This window comes from Microlunatus kandeliicorticis (genome assembly GCF_014137855.1).
GTDB lineage: Bacteria > Actinomycetota > Actinomycetes > Propionibacteriales > Propionibacteriaceae > Microlunatus > Microlunatus kandeliicorticis.
Genome location: NZ_JACGWT010000002.1, coordinates 23,891 through 40,435, shown reverse-complemented (window position 1 = coordinate 40,435; position 16,545 = coordinate 23,891). Strand labels below are relative to the sequence as shown.

Sequence of the window (16,545 nt, the reverse complement as noted above, 5' to 3'; positions counted from 1 at the left end):
GCCCGGCCGGGGAACCGCCGGGAACGCCCTGTGGATGCCCGCCCTGCTCGCTGCTGGCTCGGCGTCCGGATCCCCGCGGTCGGAGCCGCAGCCGGATCACGTCGGCGCGGCCGGCCGCAACACGTAGCCGGCCCCGCGCATGGTGTGGATCATCGGCGGCCGCTCGGCGTCGATCTTCTTGCGCAGGTAGGAGATGTAGAGCTCGACCACGTTGGCCTGCCCGCCGAAGTCGTAGTTCCAGACCCGGTCGAGGATCTGGGCCTTGCTGAGGACCCGGCGCGGGTTGCGCATCAGATAGCGCAGCAGCTCGAACTCGGTGGCGGTCAGGTGAATCTCGTCGTCGCCGCGGAAGACCTCGTGGCTGTCCTCGTCGAGCCGGAGGTCGCCGACCACCAGGGTCGAGTCGCTGCGGTTCTCGGCCACCCCGGTGCGCCGGAGCAGCCCGCGGAGCCGGGCGATCACCTCCTCGAGGCTGAACGGCTTGGTGACGTAGTCATCGCCGCCGGCGGTCAGCCCGCCGATCCGGTCCTCGACCGCGTCCCGGGCGGTCAGGAAGATCACCGGGACGTCGGGGTCCTCGGTGCGGATCCGCCGCATCACCTCGAGCCCGTCGAAGTCGGGCAGCATCATGTCCAGCACGATGGCGTCGGGTCGCACCTCACGGGCCACCTTCACCGCCTCGGTGCCGGTGGCCGCGGTGCTGACCTGCCAGCCCTCGTAGCGCATCGCCATCGAGAGCAGCTCGGTCAGGCTGGCTTCGTCGTCGACGGTGAGGACGCGGATCGGCGACCCGTCGGCGCGGGTCAGGGTCGGGGCTGCTGCGGGTCGGGCCATGACCTCAGCTTGGCACCGGCTGTGAGCGACGGTCTGTGTCCGACCTATGACTTCGCTGTGAGGCTGGGCGCCGTGGGGCTCGGTGTCGTGGCGCTCGGCCGGGGTCGGGTCTAGACGACCCGGCCGGTGACGGTCGGCGCGAGGTCCTCGTCCTCGTCGCCGTCGTCGCCGTCGTCGTCGTCGCGGCGGCGCCGGAACAACTGGTCGACCGAGATCTTGCCCGCGCCGAAGACGAAGAGCAGCAACGCGATGGCTCCGAGGGCGGCGTCGTGCTCCCAGCCCTGCACCAGCGTCCCGTTCACGGTGACCGGGTCGCGGTGGTAGAAGCTCACGTAGGCGACGGTGAGCACCTGCTCGGCCACGAACAGCAGGGCGATCAGGGGGGTCAGAGCGCCGACGACGAGGAAGATCCCGCCGACCAGCTCGACCACCACGAGCGCCCAGGCGACGTAGCGCGGCGAGGGCACCGAGAACTGGCTGAGGAAGGCGACCTGGGCCCCGATCCCCTGGCCGTTCCAGCGGTGCCAGCCGTCGAGCACCATCATCAGCCCGAAGGCCACCCGGACGACGAGCAGCACCAGGTGCTGCACCCCGCGGACGAACGTGCGCATCCGATCCCGTCCCCTCACCCGCCGACTCCCGGCCGCGCCTCGACCTCGACGCCGACCCTAGTGAGCGGTCGACGCGGCGGGACGTCACCACGCCGCCAGGGCGGGCCGAAACGGCCGGTGAGCAAGCTGAGCGAGGTCGACTCAACCCCGCTTGAACGCGCGCGGAGCGATGGTGCATAGTTGAGCACGGGTCACTCAAGACCCGAAGTTGAGCGGAATACACTCAATGTCGGCCCGGTTGACCCGAGTGGCAGGACCACGCAGGACAACCCGTCAGCATCCCGTACTTCTCTGGAGGAAACAGACACATGGCTCGTGCAGTCGGCATCGACCTGGGCACGACCAACTCGGTCGTCGCCGTGCTCGAGGGTGGGGAGCCCACCGTCATCCCCAACGCCGAGGGCTCGCGCACCACGCCCTCGGTGGTCGCGTTCGCCAAGGGCGGCGAGGTGCTGGTCGGTGAGGTCGCCAAGCGCCAGGCCGTCACCAACGTCGACCGCACGATCCGGTCGGTCAAGCGCCACATGGGCACCGACTGGACGGTCAAGGTCGACGACAAGAGCTACCGGCCGCAGCAGATCAGCGCCTTCGTGCTGCAGAAGCTGAAGCGGGACGCCGAGGCCTACCTGGGCGAGCAGGTCACCAACGCGGTGATCACCGTCCCGGCCTACTTCTCCGACGCCGAGCGTCAGGCCACCAAGGAGGCCGGTGAGATCGCCGGCCTGAAGGTCGACCGGATCATCAACGAGCCGACCGCGGCCGCGCTGGCCTACGGCCTGGACAAGGGTGACGCCGACCAGACCATCCTGGTCTTCGACCTCGGTGGCGGCACCTTCGACGTGTCGCTGCTGGAGATCGGCGACGGCGTGTTCGAGGTCAAGGCCACCAAGGGCGACAACCGGCTCGGTGGCGACGACTGGGACGCACGGATCGTCGACTTCCTGGTCAAGCAGTTCAAGAGCAAGTTCGGCACCGACCTGGGCCAGGACAAGATCGCCCGGCAGCGGCTGCAGGAGGCCGCCGAGAAGGCGAAGATCGAGCTGTCCAGCGCGAGCGAGACCTCGATCAACCTGCCCTACATCACCCTCGGCGAGTCCGGCCCGCTGCACCTCGAGGAGAAGCTGACCCGCTCGGAGTTCCAGCGGCTCACCTCCGACCTGCTCGACCGCTGCCGCGCGCCGTTCAACGCGGTGATCGAGGACGCCAAGATCAGCGTCGGCAAGATCGACCACGTGATCCTGGTCGGTGGCTCGACCCGGATGCCGGCCGTCGTCGACCTGGTCAAGGAGCTGACCGGCGGCAAGGAGCCGAACAAGGGCGTCAACCCCGACGAGGTCGTGGCCCTCGGCGCCAGCCTGCAGGCCGGCGTGCTCAAGGGTGAGGTCAAGGACGTCCTGCTGCTCGACGTCACCCCGCTGTCGCTGGGCATCGAGACCAAGGGCGGCGTGATGACCAAGATCATCGAGCGGAACACCACCATCCCGACCAAGCGCTCGGAGGTGTTCACCACCGCCGACGACAACCAGCCGTCGGTGATGATCCAGGTCTACCAGGGCGAGCGGGACTTCGCCCGGGACAACAAGTCGCTCGGCAACTTCGAGCTGACCGGCCTGCCGCCCGCGCCGCGCGGCGTGCCGCAGGTCGAGGTCGCCTTCGACATCGACGCCAACGGCATCGTCCACGTGCACGCGAAGGACCTGGCCACCGGCAAGGAGCAGTCGATGACCGTCACCGGCGGCTCGGCGCTCGGCAAGAACGACATCGACTCGATGATCAAGGAAGCCGAGGCGCACGCCGAGGAGGACCGCAAGCGGCGGGAGAACGTCGAGATGCGGAACGAGGCCGACAACCTGGTCTTCCGGACCGAGAAGCTGCTCAACGAGAACGGCGACAAGATCGCCGACGACGTCAAGCAGCCGGTGACCGAGGCCATCGCGGAGGTCAAGACCGCGCTCGAGGGCGAGGACAACGACGCCGTGAAGGCCGCGGTGGACAAGCTCAACACCACCAGCGCCGCGCTCGGTCAGGCGATGTACGCCCAGGCCCAGCAGGCCCAGGCCGGGGCCGCCGACAGCGGCTCGGGCGAGGCCGGCCAGGGTGAGGGCTCCGGCTCCGCGTCGGGCTCCTCCGACGACGACGTCGTCGACGCCGAGATCATCGACGAGGACAGCAAGAGCGGGGAGGCCAAGTGAGCGACGGCTCCGACCGTCCGACCGAAGCCCGTCACGCCGCCTCCGAGGCCGAGCAGGAGCAGACCGGACCGACCGTGCGCGACCGACGGCGGATCGACCCGGAGACCGGCCAGGTGCGCCCGACGCAGGAGACTGCGGCGGGCGCGCCCGCCCCGGGCGGCGCGTCCGCCCCGGAGGCCGCGGGTGCGAACGACGAGGTGACGGCCCTCCAGGCTGCGCTCGCCGACCGGACCTCCGACCTGCAGCGGCTGCAGGCCGAGTACGTCAACTACAAGCGCCGGGTCGACCGGGACCGTGACCAGGCCCGGCAGAGCGGCATCGAGGCGGTGCTCCGCGAGCTGTTGACCACGCTCGACAACGTGTCCGCGGCGCGTGAGCACGAGGAGCTGTCGGCCGGCTTCCGGGCGGTGGCCGACGACCTCGAACGGGTCACGGCGAAGCTCGGGCTGGTGCCCTTCGGGCAGGTGGGGGACGCGTTCGACCCGCACGTGCACGAGGCGCTGATGCACAGCCACGCGACCGAGGTGAACGGCGAGCCGATCACCGGTCCGACCTGCGTGGCGGTGCTCCAGCGCGGCTACACGATCAAGGACCGGGTCGTCCGCCCGGCCCGGGTGGCGGTGGCCGAGCCCGACGGCGACGGCGCGGCTGCCCCGGCGGCCGAGGGCGCGTCGCCCGCGGAGGGCGAGTGAACCTCACCCCGGTGAGGGATGATCGACAGCGTCCGTCCCGGCCCTCGCGGCCGGGCCGGGCGCTGCCTCGCACACGGGCCGACCGGGCCACCGGGTCCGGCAGGCCGACACAGGAACGGAACGGGAGGAGGCGCCGGTGAGCACCAAGGACTACATCGAGAAGGACTACTACAAGGTGCTCGGCGTCTCCAAGGACGCGAGCCCGGACGACATCAAGAAGGCCTACCGGAAGCTGGCCCGGGCGAACCACCCGGACGCCAACCCGAACAACCCGGAGGCCGAGCGCCGGTTCAAGGACGTCTCCGAGGCCCATGACGTGCTGTCGAGCCCGGCCAAGCGCAAGGAGTACGACGAGGCGCGGCGGCTGTTCGGGGCCGGCGGGTTCCGGTTCCCCGGGGCCGGCGGTCGCACCGGTCAGCCCGGCACCGGCTCGGTCGACGACCTGTTCCGCCAGGCCACCCAGGCCGGCGACGGCTTCGGCGACCTCTTCGGCGGTCTCTTCGGTGGGGCCAACCGGACTCGGACCAGTGCCACCGGGCGGGGCCCGCGCCGCGGCAGTGACATCGAGGGTGAGGCCACCATCGACTTCACCGCGTCGGTGAACGGCACCACCGTCCCGATGCAGATGGTCTCGGAAGCGGCCTGCCCGACCTGTCAGGGCACCGGGGCCAAGGCGGGCACCGTCCCGCACGTCTGTCCCAAGTGCGAGGGCAGCGGCATGCAGACCTCGACCTCGGGCGGCGTGTTCGCGGTGACCGAGCCGTGCACGGAGTGCCGCGGCCGCGGCATGGTGGTCGACGACCCGTGCCCGACCTGCGGCGGGTCCGGCCGCGGCCGGTCGACCCGGACCATGCAGGTCCGGATCCCCGCCGGGGTCACCGACGGCCAGCGGATCCGGCTCAAGGGCAAGGGCGGCGCCGGCGAGAACGGCGGCGCGGCCGGCGACCTCTACGTGATCGTCCACGTGCGTCCGCACCCGGTGTTCGGCCGCAAGGGCGACAACCTGACGCTGACCGCGCCGGTGACCTTCACCGAGGCGGCGCTCGGCGCGAGCATCGACGTGCCCACCCTCGACGGTCCGTCGGTCCGGCTCAAGATCCCGGCGGGGACGCCGAACGGCCGTACCTTCCGGGTCCGCGGCAAGGGCGTGGCACGACGCGACGGCACTCCGGGCGACCTCCTGGTCAGCGTCGAGGTGGTCGTCCCCGACCAGCTGACCGACGAGGCCAAGCAGGCGCTCGACGCGTACGCCGCCGCGGCCGGCACCAGCAACCCGCGGCTCGGGCTGTTCGCGAACGCCCGGTCGGGTAGCGCCTGATGTCCGGCCGGCTGCCCCAGCCGATCGACGCCGACGCGCCGTTGTTCGTGATCTCGGTGGCGGCGCAGCTGGCCGGCATGCACCCGCAGACGCTGCGGACCTACGACCGGATCGGGCTGGTCTCGCCGCGGCGGACCGCCGGTCGCGGCCGGCGCTACTCGCGCCGCGACGTCGCCCGGCTGCGGCTGATCCAGCAGCTCAGCCAGGACGAGGGGGTCAACCTCGAGGGGATCCGGCGGATCCTGGCCATGCAGACCGAGATCGAGCAGCTGCGGGTGCAGGTGGCCGAGCTCGCCGAACTGGTGCGCGCCGGCCGGGCCGCACCGCCCGCCTCGCGGGTGTTCACCGCCGAGCAGAGCGGGGCCGTCCACCTCGGTGGCCGGGCCCGCCCGACCTGGCAGCCGCAGCGCGCGCTCCCGGGCCCGCCGGCCCGCTGACCCAGCTCACCGAGCCCGCGAAGGGCCCGATCACCGTGCCCTGAGCCTGTCGAAGGCCATGGCGCTTCGACAGGCTCAGCGTGCGTCGATGGGCTCAGCGTGCGTGGGTGCGCTTCGACGAGCTCAGCGCGGGCGGGTGCGCTCGACAGGCTCAGCGTGCGTGAGGCACAGCGTGCGCGACCGCGTCAGCCGCGGACGTCGAAGGTCAGCTCGGTGTACGGGCCGAGGATGTTGCGCAGGGTGAGCAGCAGGAACGGGTCGATCCGGCGGCGGCGGAGACGTGACAGGGCCTCAGTGCTCACGGTGAGCCGGGTGTCGTCCTCCACGGCCGAGATCCACTTGCCGGCGCTGACCCTTGGCCACGGTCCGGCGCTGGGCCTCGGTGATCAACCCGACCGAACGGCCGGTGCCGGTGTCCACCAGGGTCCGGATCCGCCGGTCGGCCTGGAGGTCGGACGGGGCGATCCCGCGCTCGCTCGAGGCCAGGATCGAGCGCTGCGCGGCGTGGCTGATCCACAGCTGCTCGCGGGTGTCGGCGAGCACCGCCGAGGTGATCTCGCCGGCGGCGTGCGGACGTCCGATCCGGCGGGCGTGCTCGGCCATCGCGGCCAGCCGACCCGGCTCGGCGAGCAGCCGGTCGATCTTCCACCCGACGGTCGTGTCGTAGTTGCACCGGATGGCCGCGCCCTCCTCGAGCAGGAAGTCGCTGTTGCGCTCCTCCTGCCCCGGGATGGGCTTGATCAACACCATCGGCAGCCCGGCGGCCATCGCCTCCGAGGCCGACAGCCCGCCCGGCTTGCCGACGAACAGGTCGGCCACCCGCATCAGCTCGGGCATCTCGGTGGTGTAGCCGAGCACCCGGAACCGCCGGTCGTGGCCGTCGACCAGCTGGCGCACCGCGTGCTCGAGCTGGGCGTTGCGGCCGCACACCACCACCGCGCGGAAGTCGGCGGTCAGCTCGCGGACCTGCCGGACGATGCCCAGCGCATAGCCGCCTCCCGCGGCGCCGGCGGAGATCAGCAGGGTCGGCACCCCGTCCTCGAGCCCGTAGCGGGCGCGGACCGCGGCGCGGGCGTCGTCGTCGAGCGGCCGTCCGAGCTCGGCCCGCACCGGGATCCCGGAGGCGGTCAACCGGTCCGCCGGCAGCCCGAGCCCGATCAGGTGCGCCCGGGTCTCCTCGCGCGCGGTGTAGAAGTGGTTGAAGGTGTTGCTGAGCCACAGGCCCTGGAAGTCGTAGTCGGTGGTGATCACCGCCAGCCGGGTGCTGAAGCTGCCGCGGGTCAGCATCAGCGAGACCAGCCGGGCGGGCAGGAAGTGGGTGCACAGCACGATGTCGGGCCGGAACTCGCGGATCGACCGGACGGTGCTGGTGGTGTTGATCCGGTCCCAGAGCGAGATCGACCCGCCGAGCTTGAACGGCGGGTTGTTGGCGTCGTAGCCCCAGCCGACCAGCCAGGGGACCGCCTCCACCAGACCGAAGTAGGCGTCGTCGTAGAAGGTCCGGTAGAGCTCGGGGGTGGTCTCGAGCACGTCGAGGGTGCGGACCCGCTCGATCCCGAGCCGGTTGCGCAACGACTCCTCGAGCGCCCGCGCCGCGATGGTGTGGCCCGAGCCGACGCTCGCGCTGAGGATCAGGATCCGCCGGTCCACCCGCGCATCGTAGGGGCGCGGGCCGACGCGGCCGCCGAGGCGAGGCCGCAACCGGCCGTACCCCCGCCGGCGCGGTGTCCGTGGACATCCCGGCCGGTCAGTGCAGGCAGAACTCGTTCCCCTCGGGGTCGGCGAGGGTGTGGGTGACCGGGCCGCGGTCGCTGGTCACCCAGAGCGCGCGGGCGCCCAGCGCCAGCGCGCGGGCCACCTCGGCGTCGACGTCGTCGCCGGCCGGCACGTCGAGGTGCACGCGGTTCTTCGCGGTCTTCGGCTCGGGGACCCGTTGGAAGAACAGCCGCGGGCCGGCGCCGGTGGGGTCGACCGCGGTGGCCACGTCGGCGAACGCCGACCGGCCGTCGTGGACGACCCGGTCGGACTCCGGCATCTGCCCGGCCGCGACCAGCTGGTCGACCAGTGCGCTGTGGTCCTCGACCCGGTAGTGGAGCAGCGCGGCCCAGAACGCGGCCAGAGCGTGCGGGTCGGCGGCGTCGAACGCCACCTGGATGCCCGGCATCGTCACCTCCCTCGTCGGTCCGGCGGTCCCGGACGGCTGGTTCCGTCCTACCGCGGACCACCGACACCGGACGACGATGCACGATCCGGACCAGCCCGCGCCGGAAAACTCGGTCTCGGACGAGCGTCTGGATCGTTTAAGCTTGATACGCATAGTCGGGGCACCCATTCGCAGGTCCAGCCCGCGCACGCACGAGGGCCGCGGGTCGGCAGGAAGCAGGGGAGCACGGTGGCGGAGGTCGCGATCGGGACCGGTCCGCGCGCCTACCTCCGGCTCCTCCGGCACGGCCCGGCCGCCCGTCCCTTCCTCGCCGCGATCATCGCCCGGCTGCCGTTGGCGATGGCCCCGATCGGGATGCTGGTGCTGGTGCAGCACGCCCGCTCGGCCTACGCGATCGCCGGCGTGGTGACCGGTGCCTACGCGATCGGCTGCGCGCTCGGCACACCGCTCTGGGGCCGGTTGATGGACCGGCACGGCCAGATCCGCGTGCTGCTGCCGACCGCCCTGGTCAGCGGCGGGTTGATGATCGCGCTCGCCGTGGCCACCGTCGGCGGCGTGCACCCGGTCGGGCTGGTCGCGCTGGCCGCCGGTGCCGGCCTCGCCTACCCCCCGGTCAGCCCGGCGATCCGGGCCGCCTGGCGGGTGGTGTTCCGCGACCCGGCCTCGCGCAAGGTCGCCTTCGCCCTCGACGCCACCTCGGTCGAGATGATCTTCGTCGGCGGCCCGCTGCTGCTCTCCGCGCTGCTCGCGCTGCTGCCGCCGGTGGTGCCGCTGATCGTCACCGCGGCGCTGATGATCGGCGGCGTGGGTGCCTACTGCCGCACCTCCGCCGCCCGCGGTGCCTCGAGCCGCCACGACGTGGCGCAGGCCGCGACCGCCCACGGCCCGAAGTCGGTCGTCTTCGCCTCCGGCGTCGGCGCGGTGCTGCTGGTGATGCTCGCGCTCAGCGTCGGCTTCGGCCAGCTGGACACCTCGATGGCCGCGACCGCGGGCGAGCTGCTCGGCGGCTCCGACCACGTCGGCATCCTGTTCGCCTTCATCGCCGGCGGCAGCACCATCGGCGGCCTGGTCTACGGCGCGCGCGACTGGAAGGTCGACGAGCGGATCGCCGTGCCGGTGCTGCTCGGCACCTTCGCGATCTGCCTGGGCGCGATGGCCCTGTTGCTCTCCACCGGCCACGCCGGCCTCGGCGTGCTGCTGCCGCTGCTCTTCTGCACCGGTCTCAGCATCGCGCCGACGTTGATCATGCAGCAGGCGCTGCTGGACCACCTGGCCCCGGGGCACCGGCTGAACGAGGCGCAGGCGTTCCTGTCCGCCTCGAACACCACCGGCGCCGCCGCGGGCACCGCGCTCGCCGGGCTGCTGATCGACGGCTACGGGCTCACCTTCAGCTTCGGTGGGGCCGCGGTGTTCGCCGCGCTGTCGTCGTTGATCGCCTTCGGTGCCCGTCCGCGCTGGCGGCGGGCCATGACGCTGCGTCCCTCACCCGACCACCACGACCCGGCGGCGAGCGACCGGCCCGCCGACCGGCTGGCCGCCTGACCCTCAGCCGAGGGGCGCGTCGGCGGCGGTGACCCGGTCGACCGAGCGCGACCGCCAGGTGCCGAGCACCGAGCCGAGGATGATCAGCGGGAACCCCGCGGCCAGTCCCAGGGTCAGCGGCTCGCCCAGCAGGGCGGCGCCCAGCAGGACGGCGACGGCCGGGTTGACGTAGGTGATCAAGGTCATCCGGGCCGGTCCGGCCTCGGCGATCAGCGCGAACATCAGCAGGAACGCCGTCGCGGTGCAGACCACCGCCAGCACCAGGACCGAGCCGATCGCCGAGGGGGTCACCCGGGTGGGCCGGACCCACGGGGTGAACGGCAGGTAGAGCACCGCGGCCAGCCCCAGTGAGCAGGTGACCACCCCGATCGAGGGCAGGTCGGAGAGCTTCCGGCTGACGATGATCGGCCCGATCGCGTAGCCGACGACCACCCCGAGCAGCTGGAGGAAGGCCACCAGGTCGTCCGCCCTGAGGTCGAGCCCGACCAGCAGGCCCACCCCGGCCAGCCCGAGCACCAGGCCGGCCACCCGGCGCGGGCCGAGCCGGTCCTGGCCGGTCGCGGTGAGCACGATCGCGGCGACGATCGGGACGGCGGCGATGACCAGCCCGGTGGTCGAGCTGGCCAGTCGGGTCTCGGCGTGGCCGAGCAGCAACCAGGGCGCGACGATCTCGACCGCGGTGTAGACGGCCAACCAGCGCCAGCGGCGGAGCACCGGGACGATCGCCCGGCGGCGGAGCGCGAACGGGAGCAGCAACAGCGTGCCCAGAGCGGTTCGGCCGGCGGCCACGATCAGCGGGTCGAGGTCGGCGACGGCGATCCGGATGAACAGGTAGGGGATGCCCCAGGCGATCCCCAGCGCGACGAAGAGCAGCCAGCCGCGGCGGGTCACGGTGCCTCCCTCGCTCCGGCGCGTCCCGCCGTCGAGGGACCACGCAGACGGGAACGGTCCCGCCGGGCAGGATGCTGCCATGACCGACCGACAGCTCGTCGCCTGTGCCGTGGACGACCGGGGCGTGGCCACGCTCACCCTCGACGACCCGGACACCCGCAACGCGCTCGGCGAACGGATGCTCGACCAGCTGATCGCCCGGCTCGAGCAGGCGCGCGACGACGAGGCGGTCCGGGTGGTGGTGATCACCTCGACCGGTGACCGGGTCTTCTCCAGCGGCGGCGACCTCAAGGCCTTCGCCGACGACCGGCCGATCACCGAGAAACTGGCCGGGCTCGACCGGTTCCCGCGCGTGTTCGAGCTGCTGGCCGGGCTGGGCAAGCCGAGCATCTGCGCCGCCAACGGCGACGTGCTCGCCGGCGCGTTCGGGCTGGCCCTGGCCTGCGATCTGGTGATCGCCCGCGAGGGGGTCCGGTTCGGCTGCCCGGAGATCACCGTCGGGGTGTTCCCGTTCATGATCTCGGCGCTGATCTACCGCAGCGTGCCGCGCGCGGTGGCGAACGAGCTGATGCTGCTCGGTCGGTTGATGACCGCCGACGAGGCGGCGCACCTGCACATCGTCAACGCGGTCGTCCCGCCGGTGCGGTTCGCCGACGTGGTCGCCGGGTGGGCCGGTCAGCTCGCCTCCCGGTCGCCGCTGCTGATGCGGCTCGGCAAGGACGCGCTGCACGCCACCCGCGACCTCGGAGTGGCCGACGCGCTGCCCTATCTGCAGGCCCAGCTGGCCATCGCGCAGACCACCGACGACCTGCGGGAGGGCGTGGCGGCGTTCCGCGAGCACCGCGAGCCGCGCTGGACCGGTCGCTGAGCGCCCGCTGAAAGCCGACCGGTCCCGAGCGTCGGCTGACCTCGCCGCGTCCTAGCGTCCTCGCCACGTCGCGGTCCCGAGGGGGGGGGCCGGTCACCGGAGGTGCAGCATGGTCGCTCGCGTTCGCCGTTCTGGTCGTCCGGTCGGGCCGGTGTCGCGATTGCTGCTCGCGCTGACCGTCGTGGCCGCCGGGCTGATCGCCCCGGTGCTGGGCGCCTCGCCCGCCGACGCGGCGCCGGCGACCGTGCCGTGCTCGGCCACCCACCACACGAAGAACGGTCACCGCGAGTACGACTGCGTCTTCTACCTCAAGACCACCGTCTTCAGTGGCCCGCACCACCTGCAGGGCAAGGTGGGCACCATCCACGGCGGCACCAACTGGGTGCTCTGCCAGGCGGTCGGCGAGACCGTGCACTACGGCCGGAGCTACAACGACACCTGGGCCTACACGCTGTCCGACCAGCACACCTGGGGCTGGGTCAACGCGGTCTTCGCCCGCGGTGGGGCGAACGACGGCAGGTTCGGCGGCGTTCCGACCTGCGGCCGGACGACTCGCTACGACGGCGAGTTCTACCCCGACGCTCCGCCGCAGAAGCTGACCGCGACCGGTGGTCGGTTCTCCTGCGAGGTGTACGACGACCCGTTCGCCGACGTCTGGGACGCGTCCTGCCAGCGGTTCCGGATGACCGACGGCGGCACGATCACCCACGCCTACGCCCGCTACCAGCCGACGGTGGCCTGCGACCTCGAGAGCGACCGGTACGAGGGCCGACAGATCTGCCGGATCAGCGGCCTCTACTGACCGGCGTCCGGCTTCGAGGACGAGTCGGGCGGGTTCTGCTCGACCAGGTCGGCCATCCGGTCGAGGGTGGCCACCGCGGCGCGCAGGGTCTCGAGGTCGACCGAGGCACCCAGCGCGTTGGTCCACGGGTGCTGGGCCAGGGTGATCTGCCGGACCGCCCAGTAGCCCGCCTCGGTGCAGGCGAGTAGCCGGGCCCGCCGGTGCGCCGGGTTGTCCCGGTACTCGGCCAGTCCGCGGCCGGCCAGCACGTCGGCCACCCGCTGGACCGCCTGCCGGCTCAGGCCCATCCGGCGGCCGATCTCCGCGACCGTCCGCGGCTCGTCGAGCACGCCGCCGAGCACCTGCCACCAGGCCGCGGTCAGCCCGCCGCGGGCGGCCAGCGTTTGGGCCGACTCGAGCAAAAGCCCGTTGAGCCGGAAGGTCGCGATGATCAGCTCGGTCACCGCGGTACCGGCTCGGCTGTGCCCCGGCGGCTCCGGCCAGCGGTCGCGGTCGGGCACCCCGCCCGTGCCGGCGGCGCCCGGGGTGCCCGGCGTGCTCACGCGGTCAGCCCGGCGTAGTGCCGGGCGTCGCCGTCGACGAACACGCCCAGGTAGGCGCGGCGGCGGTCGGCGTTCATCAGACCGAGGCGGCCGAGGGTGACGGCGGCGAAGTGGGCGGGCGACTGCGGGCCGGCGGTGACCAGATCGCCGTCGACCACCGCGCGCTCGTCGCGGTAGCGGTCGGTGCCGCGGTAGCCGGTGGCGGCCAGGTACTCCCGGGCCGCGCTGGTGTGGTCGCGTTCGTCGAGCAGCCCGGCCCGGGCGAGTCCGGCGGTTGCCCCGCAGATCGCGGCCACCGGGCGGCCGGCGGCCAGGAAGTCGGCCGCCAGGGCGGTCCACACCGTTCCCGCGGCCGGGTCGCGGTCCCAGAAACCCGCACCGGCGAGCACCAGCAGGTCGTCCGGGCCGGCGTCGAGCCGCTCGAGCGTGAGGGTCGGCGTCACGGTCAATCCACCCATCGTGGTGACCGGGCCCGGGTGCTCGGCCACGGTGACCACCTCGACCGGGGTGCCGGTGAAGCGGCCGGTCCGGAGCTCGACGCTCAGGTAGCCGACCTCCCAGTCGGCGAGGGTGTCGTAGACCGCGAGGATCGCCTTCATTGACAACATGTTGTCATATTGACAACATGTTGGCAACAGCGCGGAGCATGCTCGGCACGACGACGAGCACCAGCGGTCCGCTGGCCACCAGCGAGACCGCGAGCAGGTAGAGCGCACCGGCCAGCGCTCGGGTCCGCCGGGTGACCGGGCGGCCGAGCCGGTCGACCCGCTCGGCCACCGCGTGCCGCCCGGCGGCCAGGGCCTCACGGGGGACCGGGGCGCCGGCCAGTGCGACCAGCGCGTGGGCGAGCGGCAGTCGCCCGACCCGCCGGACGGCCGCGTCGTCGGCGAGCATCTCGACCAGCAGCCGGCACTGCTCGGCCGGGATCTCGCTGCGGACCAGGTGCGGGAACGCCTGGTGCAGGGCGGTGAAGGTGTCGAGCACGACGTCGTGCCGAGCCCGCAGGTGCGCCTCCTCGTGGGCGAGCACCGCGCGCAGCTCGTCGGCGTCGAGCGCGGCCAGGGTCGCCGAGCTCACCACCACCCGCGAGGCGCGGAGCGAGGGCAGGCAGTAGGCGAGCGGGAACGAACCGGCCACCACGCGGAGCCCGGGCAGCGCGGCGCGCTCGTCGACCTGGCCGAGCAGGTCGACCGCCGCCCGGTGCCGGGCCCGGCGTGCCCGGGTGCGACGGGCCACGGTGACCAGCGACCAGGCGAGCCGGGCCAGCACCAGCACCGCGAAGAGGGCGATCACGGTGTCCAGGGCGATCAGCGCCGCCCCGAGCGTCCCCCGCGGTCGGTCGCCGGCGAGCGCGGCCCGCACCGCGACGGCGCCGGCCAGCGTGACCGCGACCAGGGAGGCGACGGTGCCCGCCTGCCACAGGGTGACCGCGGCCCGGGGGACCCGGGGCAGGAAGGGCCAGCGCCGGACCCAGAGCGGACCGGGCCCGACCAGCACCAGCGTGAGCAGGCCGAGGGCGAGCGCCGTCGTCTCGGGGACCGTGCCGAGCAGGAGGTCCCGCAGCGGCGCCGGGGTCACGTCACACCCTCGCTCGTCGATGCCACGTCATCACCACGCCCGAGGGCAGGTCAGCGTGCCGGCGGGTGGGTCATCGTCCCTCGAGCCGGTCCAGGGCGGCGCGCATGGCGGCCGCCTCGTCCGGGCTCACGCGGCCGACGAAGGCCACCAGTGCGGCCGTCCGGTCGTCCTCGCGGTCGGAGAGCTCGTCGGCCAGCGTGCTGTGCATCAGCTCGGCGACCAGCTCGTCGCGGGTCTGTCCGGCCTGGTAGCGGTAGGCGCGGCCGTCCCGCTCGCGGCGGACCAGCCCCTTCTTGGCCAGCCGGTCGAGCACGGTCATCACCGTGGTGTAGGCGAGCTCGCGGTCCCGGCTGAGCGCCTGGTGGACCTCGCGGACGGACTGCGGCGCCGGGTCGGCCCACAGCCGGTCCATCACCTGCCGTTCGAGGTCTCCGAGCGCGTTCACGCGTCCAGCCTAGGCGGTGGACCGGCGACTACGCGAGGTGACGTACTACACAGAGACGTACGGATGCGCACGTACTAGGCTCTGTAGTAGTCAAGCGGAGGAGCTCGAGATGGGCCCGGAATTCCTGAACCCGGTCACGCTGTCGCGGTGGCAGTTCGCCATCACCACCGTCTACCACTTCTTCTTCGTCCCGATGACCATCGGTCTGGCCGGACTGGTCGCCGGGCTGCAGACCGCCTGGGTGCGGACCGGGTCGGACCGCTTCCTCCGGTTGACCAAGTTCTTCGGCAAGCTGTTCCTGATCAACTTCGCCCTCGGCGTGGTGACCGGCATCGTCCAGGAGTTCCAGTTCGGGATGAACTGGAGCGCCTACTCCCGGTTCGTCGGTGACGTCTTCGGCGCCCCGCTCGCGCTCGAGGGGCTGCTGGCCTTCTTCCTCGAGTCGACCTTCCTCGGGCTGTGGGTGTTCGGCTGGGGTCGGCTGCCGAAGCGGCTGCACCTGGCCACCATCTGGGCCGCGGCGATCGGCACCGTGCTCAGCGCCTACTTCATCCTGGCCGCCAACTCGTTCATGCAGCACCCGGTCGGCTACCGGATCGACCCGGTCAGCGGCCGGGCCGAGCTCACCGACATCGGCGCGGTGTTCACCAACCCGGTGGTGCTGGTCACCTTCCCGCACCAGATCTTCGGCTGCTTCATGGTCGGCGGTGCGTTCCTCGCCGCGGTCGGCGGCTGGCACCTGCTCCGCGCGGCCCGCGGCACGACGCCCGCCGAGGGCCCGGGCCGCGACGTCGCCGCCTGGCTGACCTCGGTGCGGGTCGGCGCCACCACGCTGCTGGTCGCCGGGCTCGGCGTGCTCGTCTCCGGTGACCTGCAGGGCAAGGTGATGACCCGGGTGCAGCCGATGAAGATGGCCGCCGCCGAGGCGCTCTACCGCACCGAACAGCCGGCGTCGTTCTCGGTGCTGACCATCGGCACTCCCGACGGACGGCACGAGCTGTGGGCGATCACCGTGCCGCGGCTGCTCTCCTTCCTGGCCACCGGCACCTTCGACGGCCGGGTGTCGGGGATCAACGACCTGCAGGCCCAGTACGCCGCCGCCTACGGCCCGGGGGAGTACGCGCCGTACATCCCGCTGACCTACTGGACCTTCCGCTGGATGATCGCGCTCGGGGTGGCCGGGATGGCCGTCGGTGCCCTGCTGCTGTGGTCGGTCCGCCGGTCGCGGGCGGCCACCGGTCGCCCGATCGTCAGCCGCTGGTGGCGCCCGCTGCTGGTCGCGCTGCCGCTGCTGCCGCTGTTCGCCAACTCGATCGGCTGGATCTTCACCGAGACGGGGCGGCAGCCCTGGCTGGTCTTCGGGCTGCTCAAGACCGCCGACGGCGTCTCGCCGAGCACCAGGGTGGCCGAGGTGCTGATCTCGCTCGGGGTGTTCACGCTGCTCTACGGCGTCCTCGCGGTGGTCGAGGTGCGGCTGCTGCTCCGCTACATCCGGGCCGGGCTGCCGGCCGCGGTGACCGACGAGCAGGCCGGCGGCGGGAACGCCGGGGACGACGCCGCCGGGGGCGCGTCCAGGGCGGTCGACGTGACCGACCGTCCGCTCGAGTTCGCCTACTGAGCCGAAGGACG

The 16,545-nt window shown here is 72.7% G+C and carries 17 protein-coding genes; 8 read left to right on the top strand and 9 right to left on the bottom strand.

Annotated elements, in window-relative coordinates:
- Positions 1 to 96: 96 nt before the first annotated feature.
- Positions 97 to 834 carry a response regulator transcription factor gene (locus FHX74_RS04980; protein WP_328823641.1) on the bottom strand — a complete coding sequence of 246 codons (738 nt, stop codon included), beginning with the start codon at positions 832 to 834 and terminating at the stop codon, positions 97 to 99.
- Between the two features lie 110 nt (positions 835 to 944).
- Positions 945 to 1,445, bottom strand: coding sequence for a DoxX family protein (locus tag FHX74_RS04975; RefSeq protein WP_182559034.1), 501 nt, complete (start codon positions 1,443 to 1,445; stop codon positions 945 to 947).
- A gap of 308 nt (positions 1,446 to 1,753) precedes the next feature.
- Between FHX74_RS04975 and dnaK the strand changes: the two genes are divergently transcribed.
- From dnaK to FHX74_RS04955, 4 genes are all read left to right on the top strand, one after another.
- Complete coding sequence (dnaK, locus tag FHX74_RS04970) at positions 1,754 to 3,637, top strand: molecular chaperone DnaK (RefSeq protein ID WP_182559033.1); 1,884 nt, start codon at positions 1,754 to 1,756, stop codon at positions 3,635 to 3,637.
- On the top strand, positions 3,634 to 4,329 hold the full coding sequence (gene grpE / locus FHX74_RS04965; RefSeq protein WP_182559032.1) for a nucleotide exchange factor GrpE: 696 nt from the start codon (positions 3,634 to 3,636) through the stop codon (positions 4,327 to 4,329). The genes dnaK and grpE overlap by 4 nt, the downstream gene beginning before the upstream one ends.
- Before the next feature lie 136 nt (positions 4,330 to 4,465).
- The gene (gene dnaJ, locus FHX74_RS04960) at positions 4,466 to 5,647 is read left to right on the top strand and encodes a molecular chaperone DnaJ (RefSeq protein ID WP_182559031.1); all 1,182 of its coding nucleotides are present in this window, start codon (positions 4,466 to 4,468) and stop codon (positions 5,645 to 5,647) included.
- Positions 5,647 to 6,084, top strand: coding sequence for a heat shock protein transcriptional repressor HspR (locus FHX74_RS04955; RefSeq protein ID WP_182559030.1), 438 nt, complete (start codon positions 5,647 to 5,649; stop codon positions 6,082 to 6,084). Before dnaJ ends, FHX74_RS04955 begins: the two co-directional genes overlap by 1 nt.
- Before the next feature lie 291 nt (positions 6,085 to 6,375).
- Here the strand turns inward: FHX74_RS04955 and FHX74_RS04950 are convergent, their stop codons facing one another.
- Entirely contained in the window at positions 6,376 to 7,734 is a 1,359-nt protein-coding gene (locus tag FHX74_RS04950) for an MGDG synthase family glycosyltransferase (RefSeq protein ID WP_182559029.1), read from the bottom strand.
- 97 nt (positions 7,735 to 7,831) lie between these two features.
- A complete protein-coding gene (locus tag FHX74_RS04945; protein WP_182559028.1) occupies positions 7,832 to 8,248 on the bottom strand; it encodes a VOC family protein in 417 nt (138 codons plus the stop codon).
- Positions 8,249 to 8,476: 228 nt separating this feature from the next.
- Between FHX74_RS04945 and FHX74_RS04940 the strand changes: the two genes are divergently transcribed.
- The gene (locus FHX74_RS04940; protein WP_182559027.1) at positions 8,477 to 9,790 is read left to right on the top strand and encodes an MFS transporter; all 1,314 of its coding nucleotides are present in this window, start codon (positions 8,477 to 8,479) and stop codon (positions 9,788 to 9,790) included.
- A 3-nt stretch (positions 9,791 to 9,793) separates the two neighbouring features.
- On the opposite strand, the gene FHX74_RS04935 is transcribed toward FHX74_RS04940, so the two are convergent.
- The gene (locus tag FHX74_RS04935) at positions 9,794 to 10,681 is read right to left on the bottom strand and encodes a DMT family transporter (protein ID WP_182559026.1); all 888 of its coding nucleotides are present in this window, start codon (positions 10,679 to 10,681) and stop codon (positions 9,794 to 9,796) included.
- Between the two features lie 79 nt (positions 10,682 to 10,760).
- On the opposite strand from FHX74_RS04935, the gene FHX74_RS04930 reads away from it, so the two are divergent.
- Both FHX74_RS04930 and FHX74_RS04925 read left to right on the top strand, forming a co-directional pair.
- Positions 10,761 to 11,549 (top strand): enoyl-CoA hydratase/isomerase family protein, encoded by a 789-nt coding sequence (locus FHX74_RS04930; RefSeq protein WP_182559025.1) that lies wholly within the window; start codon positions 10,761 to 10,763, stop codon positions 11,547 to 11,549.
- 151 nt (positions 11,550 to 11,700) lie between these two features.
- Positions 11,701 to 12,351 carry a hypothetical protein gene (locus FHX74_RS04925; protein WP_182559024.1) on the top strand — a complete coding sequence of 217 codons (651 nt, stop codon included), beginning with the start codon at positions 11,701 to 11,703 and terminating at the stop codon, positions 12,349 to 12,351.
- Here the strand turns inward: FHX74_RS04925 and FHX74_RS04920 are convergent.
- From FHX74_RS04920 to FHX74_RS04905, 4 genes are all read right to left on the bottom strand, one after another.
- Entirely contained in the window at positions 12,345 to 12,893 is a 549-nt protein-coding gene (locus tag FHX74_RS04920) for a MarR family winged helix-turn-helix transcriptional regulator (protein ID WP_328823640.1), read from the bottom strand. The two genes, FHX74_RS04925 and FHX74_RS04920, sit on opposite strands and share 7 nt — an antisense overlap.
- Complete coding sequence (locus tag FHX74_RS04915) at positions 12,890 to 13,492, bottom strand: DJ-1/PfpI family protein (protein ID WP_220483554.1); 603 nt, start codon at positions 13,490 to 13,492, stop codon at positions 12,890 to 12,892. Before FHX74_RS04915 ends, FHX74_RS04920 begins: the two co-directional genes overlap by 4 nt.
- Positions 13,493 to 13,505: 13 nt before the next feature.
- Positions 13,506 to 14,471, bottom strand: coding sequence for a M56 family metallopeptidase (locus FHX74_RS04910; protein WP_328823639.1), 966 nt, complete (start codon positions 14,469 to 14,471; stop codon positions 13,506 to 13,508).
- A 70-nt stretch (positions 14,472 to 14,541) separates the two neighbouring features.
- A complete protein-coding gene (locus tag FHX74_RS04905) occupies positions 14,542 to 14,916 on the bottom strand; it encodes a BlaI/MecI/CopY family transcriptional regulator (RefSeq protein WP_182559022.1) in 375 nt (124 codons plus the stop codon).
- Positions 14,917 to 15,040: 124 nt separating this feature from the next.
- On the opposite strand from FHX74_RS04905, the gene FHX74_RS04900 reads away from it, so the two are divergent.
- Entirely contained in the window at positions 15,041 to 16,534 is a 1,494-nt protein-coding gene (locus tag FHX74_RS04900) for a cytochrome ubiquinol oxidase subunit I (RefSeq protein ID WP_182559715.1), read from the top strand.
- The last annotated feature ends 11 nt before the right edge of the window (positions 16,535 to 16,545 follow it).

Bases quoted from the DNA above. Each gene is read 5' to 3' on its own strand.
- FHX74_RS04930 (WP_182559025.1), top strand. From the start codon at position 10,761: ATGACCGACCGACAGCTCGTCGCCTGTGCCGTGGACGACCGGGGCGTG.
- FHX74_RS04975 (WP_182559034.1), bottom strand. From the start codon at position 1,445: ATGCGCACGTTCGTCCGCGGGGTGCAGCACCTGGTGCTGCTCGTCGTC.
- FHX74_RS04955 (WP_182559030.1), top strand. From the start codon at position 5,647: ATGTCCGGCCGGCTGCCCCAGCCGATCGACGCCGACGCGCCGTTGTTC.
- FHX74_RS04945 (WP_182559028.1), bottom strand. From the start codon at position 8,248: ATGCCGGGCATCCAGGTGGCGTTCGACGCCGCCGACCCGCACGCTCTG.
- FHX74_RS04980 (WP_328823641.1), bottom strand. From the start codon at position 834: ATGGCCCGACCCGCAGCAGCCCCGACCCTGACCCGCGCCGACGGGTCG.
- FHX74_RS04915 (WP_220483554.1), bottom strand. From the start codon at position 13,492: ATGAAGGCGATCCTCGCGGTCTACGACACCCTCGCCGACTGGGAGGTC.
- dnaK (WP_182559033.1), top strand. From the start codon at position 1,754: ATGGCTCGTGCAGTCGGCATCGACCTGGGCACGACCAACTCGGTCGTC.